Raw genomic sequence first — 22,818 nt, 5'->3', positions numbered from 1 at the left:
TATGCCGTCCGACCCGGTTGACCCCGCAGCGCCGGTCCTGGTGATCAACGCCGGGTCCTCCTCCCTGAAATACCAGCTGGTCCGCGCCGACACGGGCCAGTCCCTGGCGACCGGACTGATCGAGCGGATCGGCCTCGACGACGGGAGCGCACGGCATACCGTCGACGGCACCGACCACGTCACCGAGCAGGAGGTCCGAGACCACGCTGCCGCGTTTGAGCTGCTCACCGTGCAGTTCGCCGAGCATGGTCCAGACCTGCGGGAGACTGCCCCGGGGGCGGTCGGTCACCGGGTGGTGCACGGTGGGGCCAAGTTCGCCTCGACGGTGCGCATCGACGACGAGGTGCTGGAGACGCTGCGCCGGCTGGTGCCGCTAGCTCCCCTACACAACCCGGGCAACATCGCCGGCATTGAGGTGGCCCTCGAGACGTTCCCGGACCTGCCGCAGGTCGCGGTCTTCGACACGGCCTTCCACCAGACGATGCCGGCCGCAGCGTTCACCTATGCGGTGCCCCTGGCGTGGCGGCAGACGTTGAATATCCGGCGCTACGGCTTCCACGGGACCTCGCACGCCTATGTGTCGCGGCGCACCGCCGAGCTCCTGGGGCGCCCGCTCGAGGAGACCAACGTGGTGGTGCTGCACCTGGGCAACGGCGCGAGCTCCTGCGCCGTGGAGGGTGGGCGCAGCGTCGACACCTCGATGGGGCTGACGCCGCTCGAGGGCCTGGTGATGGGCACCCGGCCGGGCGACCTCGACCCGGGGTTGCCGGCGCACCTGTCGCGGGTGAGCGGGTTGACGCTGCCGGAGTTCGACCACGCGCTCAACAAGGAGTCAGGTCTCAAGGGTCTGGCCGGCGACAGCGACTTCCGTGCGATCGAGCAGCGTCGCGCTGACGGGGACGAGGAGGCCACGCTGGCGTTCGACGTGGTCGTGCAGCAGCTGGTGCGTCACCTGGGTTCGTCCGCCCTGGTGCTCGGACGGTTGGACGCCGTGGCGTTCACTGCCGGCATCGGGGAGAACAGCACCGAGCTGCGGGCGGCCGTGCTCCAGCGCGCGGGGCTGCTCGGGATCGAGCTCGACGCGGACGCCAACGCGACGGCCCGCGGCGAGACCCGCATCAGCACGACTGACAGTGCGGTCGCGGCCTTTGTCGTGCCGACCAACGAGGAGTGGGAGATCGCCCGCGAGGCGATGCAGTTGCTGGCCCACAGCTGAGCTGGGCCACGGAACGCCACACCGGGCAGGCGAGAGCCCGTGAGTCCCGCGCGGGTGCGCGGGGGCGTGGTGGACGACAGCACGCCATGCTCACGGGCTCCGGTGACTGAGTGGTTTTCGCGTCACCCGTCCGGGTTCTGGCCGCTGCCGAGGCAGGGAGGCCAGGCGAAGGCTGGGCTCAGCGCTCAGCCACCTCACGCGTCCGATAGGTATTCACAGGCCGGACCACCTCCCTTCTCGTGTCCCCAGACCGTACGACGCCAGCAGCGTCCACGGCAAGGCCTTTTGTGGGTATGCCGAGGGCTCAGTCCCGCGACGGCTCCAGCTGGTGGTCGTGGCCAGCACCTGCCGCGTCCGGCACGACGTCGACGTCACCGTCGGGATAGGTGTCCACCCCCAGCGACCGCTCCAGCTGAGAACCCTCGACGTCCATGTCCGGCAGGGTCCGGTCCAGCCAGCGAGGCAGCCACCACGCCTTCTCCCCCAGCAGGGAGAGCACGGCCGGAGTTAGCGTCATGCGCACCAGGAAGGCGTCGACCAGGACGCCCATGGCCAGGCCGAGCCCGATCGGGCGGACCATCGCCAGGTGCGCGAAGACGAAGCCGCCAAAGACCGAGATCATGATGATCGCGGCGGCGGTGACCACCTGCGCGCTGTGGTTGAAACCACTGACGATCGCTCGGCGGGCCTCCTCACCGTGCACGTGGGCCTCCCGCATCGCGGTGACGAGGAAGACCTGATAGTCCATCGCCAGCCCGAACAGCACTCCGATCAGCAGGATCGGCAGGAAGCTCAAGATCGGTCCCGGCTCGTGCACACCGAACAACCAGTCCGCCACGCCCCACTGATAGACGGCCACGACAGCGCCGAAGGAGGCCGCGATCGACAGCAGGAAGCCACCGGTGGCCAGCAGCGGCACCAGGATGGAGCGGAAGACCAGGAGGAGCAGCACCAGGGAGAGACCGACGACCACCACGAGATAGAGCGGCAGCACGTCGGCCAGCTGCTGGGAGATGTCGATGTTGGCCACGGTGGCACCGGTGAAGCCCAGCTCTGCCGCGTGCGCCTCGCCGATCTGGTCGGCGGAGTTGTCCAGGTTGCCCACCAGGTCGACCGTGACCTCCTCGGCCGGGCCGCCCTCCGGCACGATCTGGAAGGCCAGGGTGGTGCGGTCCTCACTCACGCCGAAGGGCACGACCGACTCCGCTCCGGGCACGTGCGCGAGGTCCTCGGCGAGCCCGACCTGCGCCTCCATCAGCGCCGACTCGGAGTCCTCGATCGGCGCGTCCATCGTCGCGACCGCCACGATGGGCCCGTTCGCGCCCGCGCCGAAGTGCTCCCGCGTCAGGTCGAAGGTGGCATAGGCCGTGGAGTCGGCCGGTTCGGAGGACCCGTCCGGTAGCCCCAGACGGATGTCCAGGGCTGGGAAGGCCATGGTGCCCACGATCACCAGCACCCCGACGATCACGGCCCACGGGCGGCGCTGCACCCAGGCGGCCCAACCACCGCGACCACGCACCGGGTCCTCGGCGTACTCGGGCACCTGCCGACGCGCCGTCCCCCGTCGACGACCCAGCACACGGGTGCCCAGCAGCGACAGTAGCGCCGGGGTCAGCGTGATGGCGAGCAGCACCGCCACCAGCACGGTGCCTGCAGCCACCAGCCCCATCACGCCGAGGAACGGGATGCCGGTGACCACCAGCGCGGCCAGGGCGATGAAGACCGTCATCCCGGCGAAGACGACGGCGTTGCCGGAGGTGCCGGTCGCCAGCGCGATCGAGTCGGTCATCGCCATGCCCTGGCGCAGCTGGGTGCGGTGCCGGTTGATCAGGAAGAGCGAGTAGTCGATGCCCACGGCCAGACCGAGCATCAGAGCCAGGGCGGGGGTCGCGCTGTTCATGTCCACGACCTGGGTCAGCGCCATCGCACCGCCGACACCGACGCCGACCCCGACGAGCGCCATGAGCAGCGGCAACCCGGCGGCCAGGACGCTGCCGAGCATGACCAGCAGCACGATCGCCGCGACCGCGATGCCGACGGCCTCGGTGGTGCCCACGACACTCGCGATGTCCTGGACGATCGACTGGGAGTAGTCGACCGTGATCCCCGTGTCCGCTTCGAGCGCCTCACCGGTCTCCTGCAGGAAGGTTCCGATCTCGGGGTCGACCGCGGCACCCTCCAGCTCGAACTGCACCTGGGCCAGGGCCACCGTGCCGTCCTCCGACACAAAGCGCATGCCTTCGCTCAGACCAGCCAGCCGCTCCCCCAGCGCTACCTGCTCCTCGCCGGCGGTCAGCTCGGCCGCTCCCGCCTCAAGCTCCTGCTTGCCCGCGTCCAGCTCGGCCTGTCCGGCCTCCAGCTGCTCTCGTGCCTGCTCGAGCTGGGCCTCAGCCTCCGCGACCGCCTCCGGGGGCAGCGCGGCCCTGTTCTCGTCCAGGGCGGCCAGGCCGCCGTCATACTGCGTCCAGCCGTTGTCGATCTCCTGCTGGGCGGCGCGCAGCTCGCTCCAGCCGGTCTCGATGCCCGCGCGGCCCTGGCGCAGCTCCTCGCGCGCGTCGGTGAGCTGGCCGTCCGAGGCGTCGAGCTGGGCCTGCAAGGAGAACGGGTCGATGGCGGCAGTGACCCCGTCCCGCTGCCCCCACTCCTCGATCAGGTCACCGACGGCCGCCCGGTCCGCGTCGTCAAAGCCATCGTCGCTGCTGAACACGACGGTGCCCATGGCGCCCGCCGCCTCGGGGATCTCCGCCTTGAGCTGGGTCAGCACGGCCTCAAAGCGGCTGCCCGGGATGCTGAACTCGTTGCTCAGTGGCTTGGCCAGCGTCGCCGCGGCGGTGCTGGCGGCAGCGACGACCAGGACCCAGGCCACGATGGTGCGCCACGGGTGGTTGGCGCACCAACGCCCCAGGCGGTGCAGGAAGGAAGCCACGGTTGTCCTCTCGTGACCGGACCCGTGGTCCGGCGGTCTTTAGTCAGGCTCTTGGGTGTCGTATGCCGGTGCGCACGTTCGTCGGTGAGCGCGCGCCGACCGGTGGGTCAGTTCGGTGGGTCAGGTGCTGGCTCGGGGCTCAGATGCGTGCGTCCAACCGGAGGCGGCCAGCTCCAGCCCGCGGCACAGGAGCACGTTGAACCGCGCGGTGGCTTCCTCATCGACCTCGGCGTCGGGGGTGAACCAGACGCGCTCGGTCGCGTCAAAGACCGCCATGATCGTGCCGGCAAGCGAGCTGACGGCCAGCGCATCACTGTCGCCGAGGCGCTCGCGCAGGATCTCTTCGAGCAGCTCTCGGTGATAGGCCCAGACGTTGACGGCGAAGCCCTGCCGTTCGGTGAAGGAGCAGCGCACGTTGGAGACCCAGCGCAGCATCTGCTGCGGCAGCGGTGACTCCTCCACCACCCGCCGCACGGCCACCAGGGGCGGCTCGTCCGCGGGACGGTCCCCGAGCATCGACGCCATGTGCCCGATCGGGACCGAGATCGCCTCACTGAGGGCGGCCTCGACGCTCGGGAAGTAGTTGAAGAACGTGCGCCGGGAGACATCTGCTGCCTCGGCGATCTCCTCGACGTTGAGCTCGGTCAGGCCTCGCTGAGCGAGCTGGGTCCGCAGCGCGTCCAGCAGCGCCTCCCGCGTGCGGGCCTTGTTGAGCTCGCGCCGGGTGTGGTGGGTGGTGGTCACCCGATCACGATAAGTCGACAGTTGCACTCAGTGCAAACCTGCACTCGGTGCAGCAGCTGTGATGTCGGTCACGCGACGCGCGGTGCGAGTCACACGACCTTGTCGGCCCACGCCAGAGCCAGGTCGCGGTGTGCCGGCCGGAACGCATACAGGCAGGCCAGTCGCAGTCGGGTCGCCGCGGCATAGGTCTCGAAGCGCTCCGGCTCCACGTCGAGCTGGTCGGCCAGGCCCATGATGGCCTCCCGCGCGACCTCAGCATGCTCGTGAGACCACAGGTGCTGGTCCGCGCGGAGCCCGGCGTGCACCCAGAGGTTGGCCAGGTCGAGCGCCGGCTCGGCCAGCGCTGCCGTGTCGAAGTCCAGCAGCCCGAGCGAGGCACCGTCCGCGAGGATCTGCTTGTCGTGCAGATCGCGGTGGCTGACGACCGGTGCCTGCGCCTCCCCGCCGAGCAGCACGGCGCAGACTCGGTCCGCGCGAGCGCGCAGGCCCGCCAGCACTCGGGGTGGCAGGGCGCCGAACTCCTCGGCCAGACCGATCCAGCGCTGCAGCACCCGGACCTCGTCCTCGGGGGTGTGGGGCGCCAGGTCGGGCGCGTGCAGCCCGGTCAGCACCTGCCAGTGATGTCCCCACAGCTGCCACGTGGCCGTCCACTGCTCCAGGGGCGCGTGGGCGCCCACCTCGTGCAGGCTCTGGCCGGCCAGTATGCCGAAGCTCACCTGGTCCGCAGCCTCCGTCAGGACCTCGGGTGCAGCGAAGCCGGACGCCTGACTGAGCTCTCGGCCCCGCCGGGCCTGCTCAGCCACGCCGGGTCCGCGTCCCGCCCGCACGACCTTGACGTAGTCGGCCGTGCGGGCGATGACCGCTCGCTTGCCGAACCGGTGCACGACCACCGTGTGTCCCTCGGCTGCGGCGGCCAGACCCGCGAGCTTGGGATCAGACCCCGGCGGTGTGATCTGCGCTGCCCGGACCTGCCACACGGGGCCTGGTGATGAGGTGGCGCCGCCCTGTGTGAGCTCGAGCCGGCCCGCCCGCAGGCGTCCCTGTTCATCACGCCCCTCCACAGTCAGCGTTGCTCCCGCGTCGCCCGGCTGACGCTCGTGGGGCCAGGCCCGCTGGATCACCAGGAAGTCGTCGCCGCAGCGCACCGCCGTCGGCACGGGCCCACCGAAGCTCTCGTCCACCGTCGCGGTGGAGGTCTTGGACATCGTCATCGCAGGATCTCCTCGATCTGGTCCAGCCGCTGGTGGATGAGGCCGAGCCACGCGGGCTCAGCGGCCCGGAACGGTTCGAGCACCCTCAGGAGCAGCGCGTGGGCCGTCCAGGTGCGCAGATCGTGCTCGGCGGAACCGTCGGGGGTGGTGTCGCTCCGCCGACCACTCCAAGCACGGCCGCTCACGGCATAGCCCTGCAGCAGCGCGGCGGTCATGGACAGCTCCCCCGGGACCTCCGACCCCTCCCCCGTGACCGGGTGGTTCAGCAGCTCGTGCGCGGCAAAGCTGCCGAGATCACGGGCCAGTGGGCCGGTGCTGATCCGGTCGAAGTCGATCAGGGCGATCCGGTCCCCGTCGGTGCCGGGTGTCGCGATGAGGACTTGGTCGGCGGAGAAGTCACCGTGCAGGGTGCCGCGCGCCCAGGGACGCTCGTCGATGAGGCTGAGGACCCGAAGGTTCAGGGCGTCCATGCGCTCCCCCGCCGCGGGATCACAGTGGGCGAGATCCCGGCGCAGGCGCTGCAGCTCCTTGCGTGGCTCCGTGCTGTCCTCCACGATCAGGTCTGCTGTGTGGTGCACCCGGGCCAGTGCCTCACCAGCCTCGTGGGCCAGCGCAGCGATCTCTGCCGGCGGCGCGTCGTTCGTGCTGCGGTGCTGCAGGTCGCCCTCGCCGAACCACGGCCAGACGCTCACCCGCCTCGTCCGCTCCAGACCGTGGGTGGCCAGTGGTGCCACCAGCGGCACGCCGGCTGCGGCCAACCTGGCGAGGTTGCGCTGCACATAACGCTGCCGATGTGCTGTCACCCGCAGCACCAAGGGCTGACATCCATTGATCGGCCGGTGCAGGACGAGGCGTCGGTGCGGGTTGTAGCGCAGCACGGTCAGCCGACCGCCGCGCACCGCCTCGGGCAGGTCGGGGTGGGCCACCCGCACCGTGTCCAGGCCGCTCTGCAGACGGGGGTCGGTGTCGAAGCCGCCCCAGGCCAGCTGGAGGCGGCCGGGGGCCAGGGCCTCGGGCACGTCTCGCAGGTGCACCTGCTGTCCGCGCTCCCCCGCCCGTCGTAGCGCGTTGCTCAGCTTGTCCTGGTGCTCCGGGTGGGTCACCTGGACCCACCCGGGGGGCTGCTCTCCGGTGGGGTCGATGAGCGCGGCTGTCGTGGAGAGGCCGGGCTTGTGCCGCAGTCTGGTCGCGCGGGCCGGTCGTCCCAGGAGCTCGGAGAGTCGCGCCGAGTCGATCAACAGGTCGGCGGTGACCCGGCCGCTCACTGGCACGGCGCGGCTCGCGCGAGAGGTCGTGACGCTCACCCTCCCACTCCGATCCGCACCCGCGAGGGCGGTGCTGCCGGGTCCGCAGCTCCGCGGTCGGGCGAGCCGGACGACCCGGTGAAGGCGGCGCCGTCGGGCAGGATGCCGTCGGCCGGGCCGTCCCACCTGACCTGGCCGTCCTCGATCCACACGATGCGGTCGCACTCACGGGCCGTGGCCTCGTCGTGGGTGACTACGAGGGTCGTTCGGCCACGGGTCAGGTGCCCGATCGCCTCCCGCACCGCGAGGGCGTTTTCACCGTCCAGGCCGGCGGTGGCCTCGTCCAGGATGACGATCGAGGAGTGTCGCAGCAGGGCGCGGGCGATGGCGATGCGCTGTCGCTGACCGCCGGACAGGGTGGCCCCGCGTTCGCCGACAACAGTCTCATAACCGTCGGGCATCGCGAGGATGAACTCCTCGGCCCGAGCAGCCCGGGCGGCCCATCCCACCTGCGCGTTGGTGGCCTCGAGGTTGCCATAGCGGATGTTGTCGGCGATGGTGCCGCTGAACAGGACCGACTCCTGCAGCACGACGGCGACCTGGGAGCGGAGCTCGGTCAGGTCCAGGCGGCGCACATCGACACCGTCCAGTCGCACGGCACCGGCCGAGACATCCATCATCCGCATGATCAGCGCCGTCAGGGTCGACTTGCCCGCCCCTGAGGGTCCCACGATGGCGACCCGCTGCCCGGCCGGGATGGCCAGGTCGATGCCGCGCAGCACCGGTGTGGCCTCGTCATAGCTGGCCTGCACTCCGCGCAGCTCGAGGTCGCCACGAGCCCGACCCAGGCGCCATGGGTTGTCCGGACTGGTGATCTCGGGCTGGGTGTCGAGCAGGTCGGCAACCCGCTCACCGGAGGCGGCAGCGCGGGCGATCCGGCCGGTGTACTTGGCCATATCGCGCAGCGGCTTCATCGCCGTCTTCAGATAGGTCAGGAAGATCACCAGGTCCCCGGGGGTCATGGCCCCCTGCATGACGCGGTAGCCACCGAGCAGGAGCACCACCGCCGTGGCCACGCCCACAAGCATGTCGGTCATCCGCTCCAGCCCTGCGGCCAGCCGCCGGGCCTGGACGCCGTCTTTGAGTGAGCGGTTGTTGCGACCGCTGAAACGCTGCTCCAGCGCACTCTCCAGACCATAGGCCTGGACGACACGCATCCCGCCGAGGGCCTCCTGCGCAATGTTGGCCAGGTCGCCCTCGCTCTTGCGGGTCTTGCGGGACGCCTGGGTGATCTTGCCGGAGCTGGTCCGCGACAGCAGCAGGAACGACAGTGCCGCCACCACGACGACCAGGGCCAGGAGCGGGTCGAGCCAGAGCATGACCCCGACCATGGCGACCAGGGTGAACAGGTTGACCAGCAGAGGCATGCCGGCGCTGACGGCTGCCTCCTGCAGCCGGCCGACGTCACCGATCAGTCGCTGCACCACGTCACCCGACCGGGCATTGGCGTGGAAGCGCTGGGACAAACTGTTGACATGGGCAAAGACCCGCTGGCGCAGCTCGATGGCCACTCGGGAGCCTCCCAGGGCGAAGGCGACGGTGGCCAGATAGTTGAACAGGGCCCGGAAGCCGACGATCGAGATCGTCGCCAGGGCACAGGCGAGCAGCAACCGGGTCGTGGCCGTCGGACCCGGCTCAGCCAGGTCCGCGCCGAGCGAGCGCGTGACCGCGTCCACGACGAACTTGACCGGCCAGGGCTCCAGGACTCGGAAGACGACCTCGAGCAGCAGGGCGCCGGCGCCGCCGGCCAGGATCGGCGCGTGCTTGGGCAGGTGCGGCCGCACCAGCCCGAGGGTGCGCCGGAGGGCAGAGCGGTTGACCTGCAGGGCCTTGTTGGTGCGGCTCATGCGATCTGCACCAGGTGCTCGCGTCCAGCGCCTTCCACGACGCCGTTGTGCGCGCCATCCCCGTCACCGTCGTGCGTGTCCTGCGGGACACTGTGCCGGGCATCGTCACACACACCCTCCAGGATCTGTCCGAGGACCGCGTCCCAGGAGTGGGCGGCCTCGACGACAGCCCGACCCGCGGCGCCATAGTCGCGCGCCCGCTGCGGGTCGGCCACCAGGGCGTCGATGGCGGCCGCCAGGGCCTGCGGGTCGGATGGCTCGACGAGCAGCCCGGTCACGTCGTGCCCCACGATGGTGGGCACCTGCCCGACCCGGGAGGCGACGACGGGGAGTCCGGCCGCGGCATACTCATAGATCTTCAGCGGTGAGAAGTAGTCGTCCCCGTCCACGAACGCCGGGTAGGGAGCCACCGCGATGGTGGCCCCGGCCAGGGCGGCAGGGATCTCGCTCGGGGCCACAGCACCGCGGAAGTCAACGGTCAGCCCGAGGCGCTCCGCCTGCTCGGCCAGTGCGACACCCTGCGGGCCGTCACCGACGATGCGGATCTGCCAGTCCTCCTGCGCGACGGCCGCGGCGTCCAGCAGCACCTCGACGCCGTGCCAGGGCTTGAGCGTCCCGACGAACAGGACGGTCGGGCTGCTGCCCGCCGACGGTGCGGTCGGGACGATGCGGTCGGTGTTGACGCCGTTGGGTGTCACCCGGACCCGCTCGCCGGCGTCCGGGCAGTGGCGCAGCACCCAGTCGGCGACGGGACGGGACACGCAGGCGATCACCGAGGCGGCGGCGACCTGCGTCCGCAGGGACTGCACGGCGCCGTCCCGGTCCACGAGGTGGCGGTGCGTGGCCTGCTCATCGATCAGCGGCGCGTTGACCTCGAGGATGCCGGGGACGCCCAGGGCCTGCGTGACCTCGGCCAGGGCGGTGGAGAAGAGGGAGTAGCGCTCATAGACGACATCGGCACCGTCTGCGATGGCACGGGCAGCCAGGTCGCCGGCGACCTGCACCTGGCGCTGCTCGCGGCGGGCCACACGCTCGCGCTGCGGCAGCGCACGGTCGGCACGGTCGCTGTCAACCGGCAGGTGCACGACCGGCACGTCCGCCAGGTCGGCGGGCACGTGGTCGTCGGTCCGCACCGTATAGAGCGTGGGACTGGCTCCGCGCAGACGGAACGCACGCAGGATCTCCTGGACGTGCACGGAGGCACCCTTGGTGCCGAAGGCGGGCACGCCGGGGTCGGCGCTCAGATAAGCAAGGCGGGTCATGGTCAGGTCCTCTCAGCTCGCCAGGCGCACACACTGGCGCTGGTGGTCGGCGAGCAGCCTCGACTGCGTCGCGGTGTTGAAGTCGCTCTCGATCAGGTCGCGGGCGGCACGACTGATCGCCACCCGGGGGAAGTCGTCCGCGGCCACCGCGGTGAGGGCCTCGACCAGGGCGCGGCCATCCCCGGCGGCGAGCTGGTCGGCGCTCAGCAGGATGCCGGTCGGTCGCGGACCGGTGCCGCGCACGGCCTCCGGGATCCCCGTGACGTCGGTGCCGATCACCGGCACTCCCATCGCCATGGCCTCCAGCAGCACGGTGGGCAGTCCGTCGGCGTTGCCGTCAGCTCCCACGACACAGGGCGCCACCATGACATCAGCCCAGGTCAGCAGCTCGCGCACCTCGTCCTGGCTCCGGGGGCCGATCAGCTCCACGACGTCGCCGAGTCCGGCGGCGGTGATCTCGGCAGCCAGCTCAGCCCTCAGCTCCCCGTCGCCGGCAATCCGGACCTCGACCGACGGGGCACCCGCTGTGCCACCAGCCGCTCGCTTGGTGATCACTCGGGCTGCGTCGATGAGGTGGGTGAAGCCCTTCTTTTCGACCAGGCGCCCCACCGCAGCCACCTTCAGCGGGCCGGTGACCGGCTGCGGCTCGGCATAGCGGAACCTGGCCAGGTCGAGACCGTTGTGGATCAGGACGACCCGGTCCGCCAGTTCGGGGAAGGTGGTGACCAGGTGGTCCTGGTTGAACTTGCTGATCGCCACCACGTGGTCGGCGTGGGTGAGCACGTCCTGGAGCAGCTCGTGGTCGACGTCCTCGTGGAAGAGGTCCTTGGCGTGGGTGGTGACGGAGTAGGGGATGCCGGTCAGCGCACTCGCCACACGTGAGACCCGCGCCGCCAGGGAGGCGAAGTGCGCGTGCAGGTGCGTGATGCCCTCCCGGGTGGCCGAGACCGCCAGGTTGATGCCCTGGATGGCTTCGGCCGGTTCGAGCCGGGTTAACACCGGGAGTATGCCGGGGAGCCGGTCGGCCAGACCTGGCACCTCCTGCTGGGCGAGCCGGAGCGCGGTCCAGGCGTCGGACAGCTTGGCCGGCTTGGGCAGGTGTGTCACGGGTGCCTGCACCCGAGAGATCTCCGGGTGGAAGCGGGCGTCACTGGTGGGGCGCAGCGCAAAGATGGCCAGGTCCTCCCCGGCGGCCTCGCGCGCCAGGATCTCGGTGACCACGAAGGTCTCGGAGAAGCGCGGATAGACCTTGAGCACATAGCCGATGCGCTCGGCGCGGTGGGTCAGCGAGGGGTCAGCTGGCAACATGGGAGAGCTCCTGGGCGGTGGTGAGGCTGGTGGTGAGACCGGCGGTGGGTTCGGTGTCGGGGCAGGTCGCGATCTGGCAGACGATGGAGGCGACCCCGTCGAGTCCATCCCGGTCGAGGTGGTCACGAGGCTGGCTGCGGCGCACGGCGCCCTCGAGCCACGTCCCCAGCTGCGCGGGAGCTAGCTCTGACTCGCGGCACAGGTCCATCGCGCCGGCGACGTGCAGGCTGCGAGCCCGGATGAGCTGCTCCTGTCGCGGGAGCTCCCGGGGCACCAGCAGAGCGGGGGTCGAGGTGCTCATCACCTCACAGACGGTGTTGTAGCCGGCCATCGAGACGACAGCGCTGGCCCGCCGGATCATGGCCAGGCCGTCAGGGACGGAGTCGACCACCGTGGTCCCCTCGGTGGCGACGGCCTGGATCGAGAGTCGGTCGGCCTCGGCCATCTGCGGGCCGGTGACGACGACGTGCTGGTGGCCGGCGGGGACCGCGGCCTGGGCCGCCGCCAGGCAGAGCGAGACTCCGTCGCTGCCACCGCCGACCATGGTCAGGACGAACGGGACCGGCGTGGGCGGGTCCTCGGGGGTCCAGTGCCGCCCGGTGGCCAGGTAGCCGGTGTAGCGGATCAGGTCGGCCAGCTCGGCCGGGACCTCCCCCGAGGTGCGGACGTCGTGAACCTCCTTGTCGCCATACACCCAGATCTGGTCGAACAGGCTCCGGAACTCGCCCAGGTCGCCCAGCCGCTCCCACTCGCGGTCGGTCGCCTCAGGCTCGTCGAGCACCTCGCGCAGGCCGAGCACGACCGTGGTCTGCGGGCTCCAGCGCCGGACGTCAGCCAGCGTGGTGCGCAGCTCACCGTCGACGCCATAGGCGTGCCGGTCCACGATGATCAGGTCCGGGGAGAACCCGCCCACCACACCCTTGAGCATGCGGCCGCGGATGTCGATGAGGTCGGCCATCGGCACCTGCACGTGACGGGGACGGTAGCCGGCACCCGTCTTCTGCACGCCGGGCAGCATGACCACGTCGAAGCCGTCCGGGAGGTCGAGGGAGGTGCCGTGCCCGACACCGGTGACCAACATCCCGGTGACGGGACGACCGGTCCGGGCCGGCAGCTGGTCCGCCAGCGCGTGCGCCAGGGCGAGGTTGCGTCGGGTGTGCCCCAGGCCGACGGAGTCATGGGAGTAGAGCAGAACCCGGAACGGGTCGTTCGCCATGGGGCGCATCCGGTCACCTCCTGAGGTGGGTGCGCCGAGGTTCGGCGCGCTGGGAACTACTGAACTACCGGAAGATGAACCGGGCGTGAGGAGTTGGTGAGACCTCTCTCATCCACGCTCACGAGCAGCCCGGGATGAGGGCTCACACCAGCGCGGCGCACGGGCGGCCGGCGTGTCGGCACGGCACGATAGACCCATGACGCAGTGGGTGCTGCACGTCGATATGGACCAGTTCCTCGCGGCCGTCGAGGTCCTGCGGCGGCCGGAGCTCACCGGCCTGCCGGTCGTCGTCGGCGGTCGCGGTGACCCGACTGAGCGCGGTGTCGTGAGCACGGCGTCCTACGAGGCCCGCGCCTTCGGTGTGCGTTCGGGGATGCCGCTGCGCACGGCGGCCAAGCGGTGTCCGGAGGCGGTCTTCCTGCCCGTGGACTTCCCGGTCTATGAGGCTGCGTCGGCGGACGTCATGGCGACCCTGCGCGCGTGTCCGGGCGCCGTCGTGGAGGTGCTCGGGTGGGACGAGGCCTTCGTGGGGCTCAACACGGCCGCCCCGGAGCAGGCCGCGCGGGAGGTGCAGGCCGCGGTCCTGGGCGCCACCGACCTGCACTGTTCCATCGGAATCGGGGACACAAAGGTGCGGGCCAAGATCGCCACCGACTTCGGCAAGCCGCGCGGCATCTTCCGTCTCACCCGCGACAACTGGGACGAGGTCATGGGTGATCGGCCCACCCACGCCCTGTGGGGTGTCGGCAACCGGATCGCGGCGCGGTTGGAGAGCCTCGACATCCGCACGGTCCGCGACCTGGCCGAGTCGGTCGAGGAGGTCCTGGTCGCGGAGTTCGGACCCTCCACGGGGCCACACCTGCGCACGCTGGGCCGCGGCGGCGGCAGCGCGGTCGTGGACGACACGCCGTGGGTCGCGCGGGCCCACGGCCGTGAGACGACCTTCCAGCAGGACCTCACGGATCCGGACGAGATCGAGCAGGCGGTGCGCTCGCTGGCCCGCCAGGTGGTCGCCGACGTCACGGCCGAGCAGCGCGCCTGCGAGAGGGTGCACCTCAAGGTGAGGTTTGCCCCCTTCTTCACCGTCACCCGGGTGCGAAAACTGCCTGAGCCGACCGTCGACGCGGGCGTGATCGCCGACACCGCCCTCGCCCTGCTGGCCAAGCTCGACGACGACCGACCCATCCGGCTGCTGGGGGTCAGGGCAGAGATGGTCGCGCCCGAGGGAGGCTACGACCCACCACGCACCCACGGTCGCCGCGGCTCCCCCTGAGCGGGCCTACTCGGCAGGAGGCACCTAGCGGTCGGTGGTGCAGACGCAGGCGCGGTTGCCCTCGGCATCCGCCAGGACGACGAAGGAGGGCGCTGCACTGTCGTCGACGACCGTGCCACCTGCCGCCACCCCGGCCGCGATGCGTTGCTCGGCCAGCTCGGTCGGCACCCACACGTCCAGATGGAACCGCTGACGAGGGGTCTCGTGCGCGTCTGTGTCCTGGAACCACAGGAGTGGCACCCTGCCCCCGCTGTCGCGGACCTGACCGTCGGCGAAGCTGTCCGTCGACCCGGTCAGCAGCGCGGCCCAGAACGGGCCGATGGTCTGCCCGTCCGCCGTGTCGAGAGACAGCTCCACCTCCACGAGGGCTTCGACCGCCGCACTCACGCCTGAGTCACGGGCGATGTCGGAGATCTGACCCGCCAGGTCGAGGTCGCGTGGGGTCAGGCCGCCGGCGTCATGGCTGACGAGCATGATGTCGACGTGCGGATAGGTGAGGGTGACGTCGGGGTGGTGTCCGGCCTCCTCTGCGGCCTGTCCGACTGCGGTCACGAAGCGGAGCCCGGTCGCGAAGTCGCCGGTGGCAAATCTGGCGTGGATCCCCTGCGCCAGGTCGCGCCAGTCGGCCAACCCGGCCTCAGTGAACTGTGTGTGCGTGAGCGTGTCCATCTCCTCAGCGTCCCACCGGGGTCTGACAAGGGCCACCCCTCACCCGCCCCGGGCTCCAACTCAACAGGTGTGCAGCAGCTCGAGCCTGACCGTCTCACCGTCGCCGGCAATCACCTGGCCGTCAGCCAGGTGATCCAGGTGTGCCCGCTGGAAGACCGCCGGCTCAATCACCTCGTCACCGTCGGCATGCTCCGCCTCGACCCAGTAGCGCAGGTCAGGATCCCACTTCGGCACGACGTCGGCGCCCAGCACGACCTGGCCACGCTCGAAGCTGTCGGCAGGAACTGCCGAACCGACCAGTGGCGCGATCTCGTCCTCGGGCACCCCGTCACGCAGGCGCACCTCGATCTCGGCCACGAAGGACTCCCCGCAGGTGACGAAGTGGGCGACCGGCACCCCGTCGGCGCCCACGCTCACGCCCGCCCTGCCCACGACCTGTGGGTCGGCTGCCGGTTGGCAGGCGGCCAGCCCAGCCAGGAGCACGACACCCACTGCCCAGATCCTCACGCCTCGACCGTAGCGACGGCCGGGTCCTGCGCACATCGTCCGGGAGGATGACACCACCTCCCGGGAAGTCGTAGGTCGCGTCCGTCATCGGTGCGCAGCTGGCTTAGCCACGACGGGTCGGGCGGCCTCAGCGCAGGAAGAGTGCCCGCAGCCGCACCGTGGTGAACCACACGCCGACCACGGTCATCACCACGAAATAGAGGGCGTGACCCACCGCTGCCCAGGACAGGTAGCCGACGGCCAGGTGCCGCATGAGCTCGACCCCGTGCCACAGCGGCATCGCCTTGATGAACCACTGGATGGCCTCGGGGAAGACCTCGATGGGATAGAGCGTCGCCGAGAAGAGGAACATCGGCAGCATCACGAAGTTGACGACATCCATCTGCTGGAACGACTTCAGATAGGAGGTGACGGCCATGCCGAAGCTGGCGAAGCCAAGGGCGATCAGCAGCGCGACGGGGATCATCAGGAGAGCCCACGGGGAGGTCACCAGGCCCATCACCAGCATCACGACCATGAACCCGCAGGCATAGAGGAAGCCGCGGAAGAGCGCGAGGAAGATCTCGCCCAGCGCCACATCCATCGGCCCGAGCGAGGTCTGCAGCATCGCCTGGTAGAGACGCGCGAAGCGGAGCTTGAAGAAGACGTTCCACGTCGAGTCATAGATGGCACCGTTCATCGCCGACGTCGCCAGCAGCGCCGGCGCGATGTAGGCCGTGTAGGGGATGCTCGAGCCACCCGGTCCCTCCACCTCGCCCACCAGAGCTCCGAGGCCAAGACCCATCGCGAGCAGATAGAGCACCGGCTCGAAGAAGCCGGACACCAGGATCATCCAGTTCTGCCGGGCGATGACCCGGAACCCGCGTTCGATGACCGCCCGCGCGTTGCCCCCGTAGACCGCGCTCAGGCGTCCGCGCGCGCCGGTGCTCACGCCGGTGCTCACGCCGGTACTCACGGCAGGGCTCGAGGTCCTCATCTCATCGGTCACGTCAGCTCCCCAACCGCACCGTGTAGTTGCGGCGCGCCCACACGAGCCCGAGCGCCGTCAGGACGACCAGGAAGGCGATGTGCACCACGGTGAGCCACGCCGGCTCGACCGCGCCGTAGGTCACCTGGCGCGAGAGCTGGGTGCCGTGCCACACCGGGGAGACCCAGCCGATCCAGTGCAGGTAGCCAGGCATCGAGGACAGCGGGAAGAAGGTCCCGGCGAAGAGAAACATCGGCATGATGACGAACCGCTGCACGAAGGCGAACTGGTATCCCTCATCGGTGAGGCTCGCGGCATACGCCTGCAGGGGTGCGCCGAACGCGGCGGCGGTCAGCACTGCGATCGGGATGGTCAGCAGCGAGATCGCCCACCCGCGCGGGGCCGCCCCGAACGCCAGGAGCATCGCCCAGAAGATGCCCGCCTGGAGCGTGAACCGGATCATCACGCCCAGGAACTGGCCGACCGCGATCTGCGCCGGTGTCACCGGGGTCGCGGCCGGGCCGTAGTAGAGCCGGTCCCACTTGAAGCCCGCCATCACCGGATAGGTCAGCTCCCCACCGGTCGACATCACCACCGTCGAGATCAGCAACGCCGGTGCCACGAACACCAGGTAGGACACGCCGTCGACCGTGCCGACCCCGCTGTCCACAAGAGCGCCTAGCCCCAGGCCGAGCGCCACGAGATAGAGCAGCGGCTCCCCGACCATATAGACCAGGATCGAGACGAACCAGGCGCGGGCGGTGCGCAGCCAGTACTCCACGAAGTACCACCAGCCCCAGCGACGTGAGCGCGCGGCGAGGACCTCCGGTGCGGGGACCCGGCCGGAGGCAGCGAGCTGGCGCAGATCCTGGATGTTGTCAGTCAACGAGGGTCCGCCCCGTCAGGTGCAGGAAGACATCCTCGAGCGAGGACCGCCGCACCAGGGAGGTGATGGGTGACAGTCCTAGGCGGGTCACGTCCTCGAGCGCGGCCTCCCCGTCCTCGGCATAGATGAGGATGCGGTCTGGCAGGACCTCCAGGCGCGTGCCGACGCCCTGGAGCCGATCCACGACCTCGGCGTTGCGCCGCGCGCCGAAGCGGACCTCGAGCACCTCTCGTGTGGAGAACTCGCGGATCAGGGCCCGGGGGCTTCCCTCGGCCATGATCCGGCCGTGGTCCACGACGATGAGGCGGTCACAGAGCTGTTCGGCCTCATCCATGAAGTGGGTGGTCACCACGAGGGTGACACCGACCTCCTTGAGGCGGAACAGTCGGTCCCACAGGACATGTCGGGCCTGCGGGTCCAGGCCGGTGGTCGGCTCGTCGAGGAGCAGGACCCGCGGCTCGTTGATCAGCGAGCGGGCGATGGTGAGGCGGCGCTTCATGCCGCCGGACAGGGCCGTGACCTTGGCCCTGGCCTTCTCGGTGAGCTGCGCGAACTCGAGAAGCTCGTCCGCCTTGCTGCGCAGGTAGGAGTGCGAGAGTCCGAAGTAGCGGCCGTAGACGATCAGGTTGTCGCGCACCGACAGTTCCTCGTCGAGGTTGTCCTGCTGGGGCACGACACCCAGGTGGGCCCGCACCTCCGGGCCCTGCGCGTCCGGGTCGAGGCCGGCCACCAGCATCGACCCGCCGGTGCGGGTCAGCGTGCCGCCGATCATCCGCATCGTCGTCGACTTGCCCGCGCCGTTGGGGCCCAACAACCCGAACGACTCGCCGCTGGTGATGCTGAAGGAGATCCCGTCGACGGCTCTGGTCTGCCCGTAGACCTTGGTCAAGGCCTCCGCGACGATGATCGGTCCGGCCTCTGCGTCAGTCACGGTGGTCATCATGGTCTCCGGCACCGACAGTCACCAAACCAATGGCGGCACGACGCGGAGAGCGGACCCAGGGACCGTATGCCGAGGGGCGGGTGAGGATGTCGATGGACAGCCTCACCCGCCCCTCGGCGGTGCGTTCAGGTGATGCGGTGCGTTCAGGTGATGCGGTGCGTTCAGGTGATCAGGGCCGACCGGCCGCGAACAGGCCGGGCGAGTAGTGCATCCCGGTGACCTTGGAGCCGCTGAAGCCGCCGCTCCAGTCCCTCAGCGAGTGGATGACCTGACCATCGCCGAGATAGATGGCGACGTGATAGATGCCGCTCCCCTGGCTGTAGAAGAGCAGGTCACCGCGCTGGATGTTGTCCAGGGAGACCCGGGAGGTCGCGGAGTACTGCGCGGAACTGCCGTGCGGCAGGCTCACGCCGGCTGCGGCATAGGCGGCCTTGACGAAGCCCGAGCAGTCAAAACCCCCGCCGCTGGCCGAACCATAGATGTAGGGCAGTCCGAGGTGGTTGTAGGCCCAGCCGATCGCGGTCTCGGCACCTCCCGAGGGCGCGGGAGCCGGGGCGGGCGCCGGCTCTGGTGCTGGTGCGGGTGCTGGTGCTGGCGCGGGCTTGGGCGCCGGCTCAGGCGCCGCAGCGGGCGCGGTCGAGCGCGCCGTCGAACGGCTTGCCGTCGTCTCGGTGCGGTCCTGCGACGGCGCATCCGCAGCCGCCGTGCTCTCCTCGACCGCCGCGACGGGCTCGGGCTCCTCGACGACCGGCGTGACGCCGACAAAACCCAGCTCGCCCATCGGGGCGACGTCTGCGTCAGCCGGCGCGGCGACAGCCTGGACCGGTCGGTCGATGCGCTGGGTGAAGGTCTGGACGTTGCCGGGCAGGGCCAGGGCTGCGGCGGCGGGGCTCAGTGCGTCGGCAGCGACGCTCAGCGTGTCCGCCTCCGTCATGGGTGTGTCCGGGGCAGCACCGGCAACCTCGGCGCTCAGCACGGGCTCGAGGGCAGCCATGGCCGCCTGCAGGTGATCCTGTGGTTGGGTCGTGGCGACCAGGACCGAGGACGCCAGGATGCCACCCGAAGCGGCCACCGACAGGGTGGACGTCGTCGAGTAGCGGCCCTGGGCCAGGGCTGTCGCGATGCGGCTCGGCGCGCGGTGGCGCCCGCCTGCGGTCAGTCGGGTCACGGCATACCTCTCCAACGCCTGCGGAGTTAGCTGTCGGGCGCGGGCTGGAGATGCCCGGGTCAGACCTGGTGCCAGGTCCAACCTTGGCCCCAAGGGAGAGTCTCTCTCCCGGGGAACGTGGGTTCCCCGCTCTTGTCAGGGGGGTGCAGGGGTCCGAGGTGACGGTGACAAGATTCGGCGTCCGTTCCTCGCGGCCAGTCGTGCGACGGGCTCCAACGACGGTACCGGACCTGGCGACAATTGTCACAATCTGGTAACGGCGCGCCACGCTGCCGTGTCGGCTCAGAGTGGGCAGAGTCGGTCGGGGTGCCTGGCAGACTGTGCCGATGATGACCGCCCCGCGGCCCCCGGACGCCGCTGGGGTCCACGCACTGCAGAACCGCACGGTGGGCACCCTGATGAGCAGCCAGGTGCTCGGTGGCGTCGGGGTGGCCAGCGGCATCGCCGTCGCGGCGCTGATGGCCGCCGAGATCAGTGGCCGCGACGACCTCTCTGGGCTGGCCAACACCACACAGGTGCTCGGAGGCGCTCTGATCACCATCCCGATCGCCGCGCTGATGGCAGCCCGAGGTCGACGCGTCGGCCTGGTCGCCGCTTATCTGATCGGCACGGTCGGTGCCGCGCTGGCGATCACCGCAGCGGTCCTCGGCAACTTCCCCCTGCTGCTGCTCGGCACGGCTCTGTTCGGCGCCTCCTCGACGGCCAACAGCCAGGCTCGGTATGCCGCGGTCGACCTGGCACCACCCAGGCGGCGCGGACGGCACCTCAGTCTGGTGGTCTGGGCCACCACTGTCGGATCGGTGCTGGGGCCCAACATCCTGGGACCGGGCAAGGCGCTGGCGCAGTCCTTGGGCCTCCCGCCCCTGGCGGGCGCCTGGTTGTTCAGCGCCGCCGGCTTCCTGGTCGCGGCCGTCGTGCTCTCGGTGCTGCTGCGTCCGGACCCGCTCCTGACCGCGCGTGCTCTCGCCGACCACTCGGCAACCGGCCATCCCGTGGTGGCGCCGACGACGGGCACGGTCGCCCAGGTGCCTACGGCCAGGCAGCGAGGCTCGATCGCGCACGGGCTGCGACAGATCCTGGCCTCCCCCGTGCTGCGCCTCGGCACGCTGGCGGTGACCGGTGGCCATGTCGTGATGGTCGCGGTGATGGTGATGACCCCGATTCACATGGCTCACGGGGACGCGCAGGTCGAGGTCATCGGCTTCGTCATCTCGATCCACATCCTCGGGATGTATGGCCTGTCGCCGGTCGCCGGCTATCTCACCGACCGGTGGGGCGCACGACCTGTGATCCTGGGCGGGGTGCTGATCCTGGTCGCGGCCTGCGTCCTGGCAGCACTCTCGGTCGCGGGGTGGTCTATCGGGTTGCTCGCCGGGCTCTTCCTGCTCGGGTTGGGCTGGTCCTGCACGATGGTGGCGGGATCGGGTCTGATCGCCGCCGGATCCACGGTGGCGGACCGCGCCGCGGTCCAGGGCGCGTCCGACCTGGTGATGGGGCTGTCCGCAGCGGCAGCCGGGGCTCTCGCCGGAGTGGTCGTGCAGCACCTCGGCTATGACTGGCTCGGGGTTGCGGGCGCCATGATCGCCCTCGCGCTGGGTGCCTACACGCTGACCCACCGGCCACGCTGACCCACCGGCCACGCTGACCCCCAGCCCCGGGTAGCGTCGGACTGTGACTTCCACGAGCGCAGCCGCGTCATGAGCGACTACGGCCACGAGCTCCAGTTCGGCACGTTCCACACGCCGACGAACGCGCAACCGCAGCAGGCGGTGTCCCTGGCACAGCTGAGCGAGAGGGCGGGGTTGGACCTGGTCACCTTCCAGGACCATCCCTACCAGCCGGGCTTCCTGGACACCTGGACACTGCTCAGCTATGTCGCCGCGCGCACCGAGCGGGTGCACCTGGCGCCCAACGTCGCCAACCTGCCGCTGCGCCAGCCCGCGGTCCTGGCACGCTCGGTGGCCAGTCTGGACCTGCTGAGCAACGGCCGGGTGGAGCTGGGACTGGGCACAGGGGCCTTCTGGGATGCCATGGTCGCGATGGGCGTCGAGCGGCGCACGCCAGGTGAGTCCGTGCAGGCGCTGCAGGAGGCGATCGCCATCATCCGCGGCATCTGGGCCGCCGGCGAGACCGCTGCGCTGCGGGTCGAGGGGCAGTTCCACCACGTCGCGGGCGCCAAGCGTGGTCCGGCGCCGGCGCACCACGTCGGGATCTGGCTGGGGGCCTACAAGCCCCGCATGCTGCGCGTCATCGGGCGGCTCGCAGACGGCTGGCTGCCCTCGGAGGGCTATCTCAGCTCGGACGCAGATCTAGGCACCGGCAACAAGATCATCGACGGGGCGGCAAAGGCAGCGGGTCGCGACCCACGAGAGATCCGCCGGCTGCTCAACATCAGCCGCCCCTCCGGGAGTGTCCAGGCCTGGGTGGAGCGGCTCGCTGAGCTGGCCGTGCAGCACGGGACGAGCACCTTCATCCTCGCCGTCGACGACCCCGGCACCATCGAGCTCTTCGGTCAGGAGGTGGCGCCCGCAGTCCGGGAGATCGTGGCGCGGCAGCGGCAGGCTGTCGACACGCAGGTCTCCCCCGTCGACGCGCCGGGCGCCGGTCCGCAGAGCGACGCGGAGGGTCGCATCGTGACCTCGACCTCCGCAGTCGGCGCTGTGGAAAGCGCCGACGGTGCGAGCGGGCTTGGCGGTGCGACAGGTGCAGACGGTGGCAGTTCCCCTGGTCAAAGTCAGTACGACCGGCTTGGTGTGCACCCCACCCCCGACGACGGCACCCGCCTGAGCGAGACCATGCTGTGGGACGAGTCCACCCGTCCGCGGCGCGCGGAGTCCGGCCCCGAGGTCACCTACTCGGCGCAGGGTGCCCAGCTCGGCAAGCACCTGATCGACGTGCACGACATGTTGCGTGACGAGCTCACCCAGGTGCGCTCGATCGTCGACCAGGTCAAGAAGATGACGATAGACGTGGGGAGTGCCCGGTCGTCGCTAAACGAGATGACGATGAAGCAGAACAACTGGACCCTCGGTGCCTACTGCTCGCGCTACTGCGCCACCGTCACCCAGCACCACGGGTTGGAGGACGCCTCGGTCTTCCCGCACCTGCGCGCGGCGGAGACGACACTGGCCCCGGTGCTGGACCGGCTCGAGCAGGAGCACGTGGTGATCCACGACGTCATCGAGGCGGTGGACCGCGCCCTGGTCGCCTTTGTCGCGACGCCGGACGACTTCAGCCAGCTGGACGAGGCGGTCAACGCGCTCACCGACACCCTCCTGTCACACCTGTCGTATGAGGAGGAGCAGCTCGTCGAGCCACTCGCCCGGGTCGGCTTCTATCCCGGTCAGGCGTGACCTAAGCCAGGCGTAGGC

Annotated in this window: 18 protein-coding genes and 1 riboswitch; of the genes, 4 read left to right on the top strand and 14 right to left on the bottom strand. The window is 70.3% G+C overall.

Annotated features, from left to right (window positions below; translation table 11 throughout):
• Nucleotide 1 precedes the first annotated feature (1 nt).
• A complete protein-coding gene (locus NF557_RS07720; RefSeq protein ID WP_252623335.1) occupies nt 2–1,216 on the top strand; it encodes an acetate/propionate family kinase in 1,215 nt (404 codons plus the stop codon).
• A gap of 304 nt (nt 1,217–1,520) precedes the next feature.
• On the opposite strand, the gene NF557_RS07715 is transcribed toward NF557_RS07720, so the two are convergent.
• The 8 genes from NF557_RS07715 to NF557_RS07680 all read right to left on the bottom strand — a co-directional run bounded on the left by NF557_RS07715 (nt 1,521) and on the right by NF557_RS07680 (nt 13,043).
• Nucleotides 1,521–4,142 (bottom strand): MMPL family transporter, encoded by a 2,622-nt coding sequence (locus NF557_RS07715; protein ID WP_252623333.1) that lies wholly within the window; start codon nt 4,140–4,142, stop codon nt 1,521–1,523.
• Between the two features lie 120 nt (nt 4,143–4,262).
• Nucleotides 4,263–4,886 carry a TetR family transcriptional regulator gene (locus tag NF557_RS07710; RefSeq protein ID WP_252623331.1) on the bottom strand — a complete coding sequence of 208 codons (624 nt, stop codon included), beginning with the start codon at nt 4,884–4,886 and terminating at the stop codon, nt 4,263–4,265.
• 89 nt (nt 4,887–4,975) lie between these two features.
• Nucleotides 4,976–6,097 carry a phosphotransferase gene (locus NF557_RS07705; protein ID WP_252623327.1) on the bottom strand — a complete coding sequence of 374 codons (1,122 nt, stop codon included), beginning with the start codon at nt 6,095–6,097 and terminating at the stop codon, nt 4,976–4,978.
• Nucleotides 6,094–7,401, bottom strand: coding sequence for a phosphotransferase (locus tag NF557_RS07700; RefSeq protein ID WP_252623325.1), 1,308 nt, complete (start codon nt 7,399–7,401; stop codon nt 6,094–6,096). Before NF557_RS07700 ends, NF557_RS07705 begins: the two co-directional genes overlap by 4 nt.
• A complete protein-coding gene (locus tag NF557_RS07695) occupies nt 7,398–9,248 on the bottom strand; it encodes an ABC transporter ATP-binding protein (RefSeq protein WP_252623322.1) in 1,851 nt (616 codons plus the stop codon). Before NF557_RS07695 ends, NF557_RS07700 begins: the two co-directional genes overlap by 4 nt.
• Nucleotides 9,245–10,510 carry a glycosyltransferase family 4 protein gene (locus NF557_RS07690; RefSeq protein ID WP_252623319.1) on the bottom strand — a complete coding sequence of 422 codons (1,266 nt, stop codon included), beginning with the start codon at nt 10,508–10,510 and terminating at the stop codon, nt 9,245–9,247. Before NF557_RS07690 ends, NF557_RS07695 begins: the two co-directional genes overlap by 4 nt.
• A gap of 12 nt (nt 10,511–10,522) precedes the next feature.
• Nucleotides 10,523–11,818 (bottom strand): glycosyltransferase, encoded by a 1,296-nt coding sequence (locus NF557_RS07685; RefSeq protein WP_252623315.1) that lies wholly within the window; start codon nt 11,816–11,818, stop codon nt 10,523–10,525.
• Nucleotides 11,805–13,043, bottom strand: coding sequence for a glycosyltransferase family protein (locus tag NF557_RS07680; RefSeq protein ID WP_252623313.1), 1,239 nt, complete (start codon nt 13,041–13,043; stop codon nt 11,805–11,807). The genes NF557_RS07685 and NF557_RS07680 overlap by 14 nt, the downstream gene beginning before the upstream one ends.
• 187 nt (nt 13,044–13,230) lie before the next feature.
• Between NF557_RS07680 and NF557_RS07675 the strand changes: the two genes are divergently transcribed.
• Nucleotides 13,231–14,307: a DNA polymerase IV gene (locus NF557_RS07675; protein WP_252623310.1), complete on the top strand. Its 1,077-nt coding sequence runs from the start codon at nt 13,231–13,233 to the stop codon at nt 14,305–14,307.
• A 24-nt stretch (nt 14,308–14,331) separates the two neighbouring features.
• Here NF557_RS07675 and NF557_RS07670 read toward each other — a convergent pair whose 3' ends face one another.
• From NF557_RS07670 to NF557_RS07645, 6 genes are all read right to left on the bottom strand, one after another.
• Nucleotides 14,332–14,976 carry a 4a-hydroxytetrahydrobiopterin dehydratase gene (locus NF557_RS07670; RefSeq protein WP_252623307.1) on the bottom strand — a complete coding sequence of 215 codons (645 nt, stop codon included), beginning with the start codon at nt 14,974–14,976 and terminating at the stop codon, nt 14,332–14,334.
• Between the two features lie 60 nt (nt 14,977–15,036).
• Entirely contained in the window at nt 15,037–15,483 is a 447-nt protein-coding gene (locus NF557_RS07665) for a hypothetical protein (protein ID WP_252623305.1), read from the bottom strand.
• A gap of 127 nt (nt 15,484–15,610) precedes the next feature.
• Nucleotides 15,611–16,426, bottom strand: coding sequence for an ABC transporter permease (locus tag NF557_RS07660; RefSeq protein ID WP_252623302.1), 816 nt, complete (start codon nt 16,424–16,426; stop codon nt 15,611–15,613).
• A 46-nt stretch (nt 16,427–16,472) separates the two neighbouring features.
• Nucleotides 16,473–17,336 (bottom strand): ABC transporter permease, encoded by an 864-nt coding sequence (locus tag NF557_RS07655; RefSeq protein WP_252623299.1) that lies wholly within the window; start codon nt 17,334–17,336, stop codon nt 16,473–16,475.
• Entirely contained in the window at nt 17,329–18,267 is a 939-nt protein-coding gene (locus NF557_RS07650) for an ABC transporter ATP-binding protein (protein WP_370584138.1), read from the bottom strand. The genes NF557_RS07655 and NF557_RS07650 overlap by 8 nt, the downstream gene beginning before the upstream one ends.
• A gap of 181 nt (nt 18,268–18,448) precedes the next feature.
• Nucleotides 18,449–19,447: a C40 family peptidase gene (locus NF557_RS07645; RefSeq protein ID WP_252623281.1), complete on the bottom strand. Its 999-nt coding sequence runs from the start codon at nt 19,445–19,447 to the stop codon at nt 18,449–18,451.
• A riboswitch (cyclic di-AMP (ydaO/yuaA leader) is annotated at nt 19,448–19,637 on the bottom strand.
• A gap of 136 nt (nt 19,638–19,773) precedes the next feature.
• On the opposite strand from NF557_RS07645, the gene NF557_RS07640 reads away from it, so the two are divergent.
• On the top strand, nt 19,774–21,075 hold the full coding sequence (locus NF557_RS07640) for an MFS transporter (protein WP_252623278.1): 1,302 nt from the start codon (nt 19,774–19,776) through the stop codon (nt 21,073–21,075).
• Nucleotides 21,076–21,144: 69 nt separating this feature from the next.
• Nucleotides 21,145–22,800: an LLM class flavin-dependent oxidoreductase gene (locus tag NF557_RS17705; RefSeq protein WP_306254984.1), complete on the top strand. Its 1,656-nt coding sequence runs from the start codon at nt 21,145–21,147 to the stop codon at nt 22,798–22,800.
• Nucleotides 22,801–22,818 lie beyond the last annotated feature (18 nt).

Source organism: Ornithinimicrobium cryptoxanthini (assembly GCF_023923205.1).
In the GTDB taxonomy this organism is placed as follows: domain Bacteria; phylum Actinomycetota; class Actinomycetes; order Actinomycetales; family Dermatophilaceae; genus Ornithinicoccus; species Ornithinicoccus cryptoxanthini.
Note: the sequence above shows the minus strand (reverse complement) of the source record. Positions and strands in the feature narration are given on the sequence as shown.

Coding starts and splice junctions, on each gene's coding strand:
- NF557_RS07680 (WP_252623313.1), bottom strand. CDS start 13,043: ATGCGCCCCATGGCGAACGACCCGTTCCGGGTTCTGCTCTACTCCCAT.
- NF557_RS07705 (WP_252623327.1), bottom strand. CDS start 6,097: ATGACGATGTCCAAGACCTCCACCGCGACGGTGGACGAGAGCTTCGGT.
- NF557_RS07640 (WP_252623278.1), top strand. CDS start 19,774: ATGATGACCGCCCCGCGGCCCCCGGACGCCGCTGGGGTCCACGCACTG.
- NF557_RS07675 (WP_252623310.1), top strand. CDS start 13,231: ATGACGCAGTGGGTGCTGCACGTCGATATGGACCAGTTCCTCGCGGCC.
- NF557_RS07670 (WP_252623307.1), bottom strand. CDS start 14,976: ATGGACACGCTCACGCACACACAGTTCACTGAGGCCGGGTTGGCCGAC.
- NF557_RS07720 (WP_252623335.1), top strand. CDS start 2: ATGCCGTCCGACCCGGTTGACCCCGCAGCGCCGGTCCTGGTGATCAAC.
- NF557_RS17705 (WP_306254984.1), top strand. CDS start 21,145: ATGAGCGACTACGGCCACGAGCTCCAGTTCGGCACGTTCCACACGCCG.
- NF557_RS07685 (WP_252623315.1), bottom strand. CDS start 11,818: ATGTTGCCAGCTGACCCCTCGCTGACCCACCGCGCCGAGCGCATCGGC.
- NF557_RS07690 (WP_252623319.1), bottom strand. CDS start 10,510: ATGACCCGCCTTGCTTATCTGAGCGCCGACCCCGGCGTGCCCGCCTTC.
- NF557_RS07695 (WP_252623322.1), bottom strand. CDS start 9,248: ATGAGCCGCACCAACAAGGCCCTGCAGGTCAACCGCTCTGCCCTCCGG.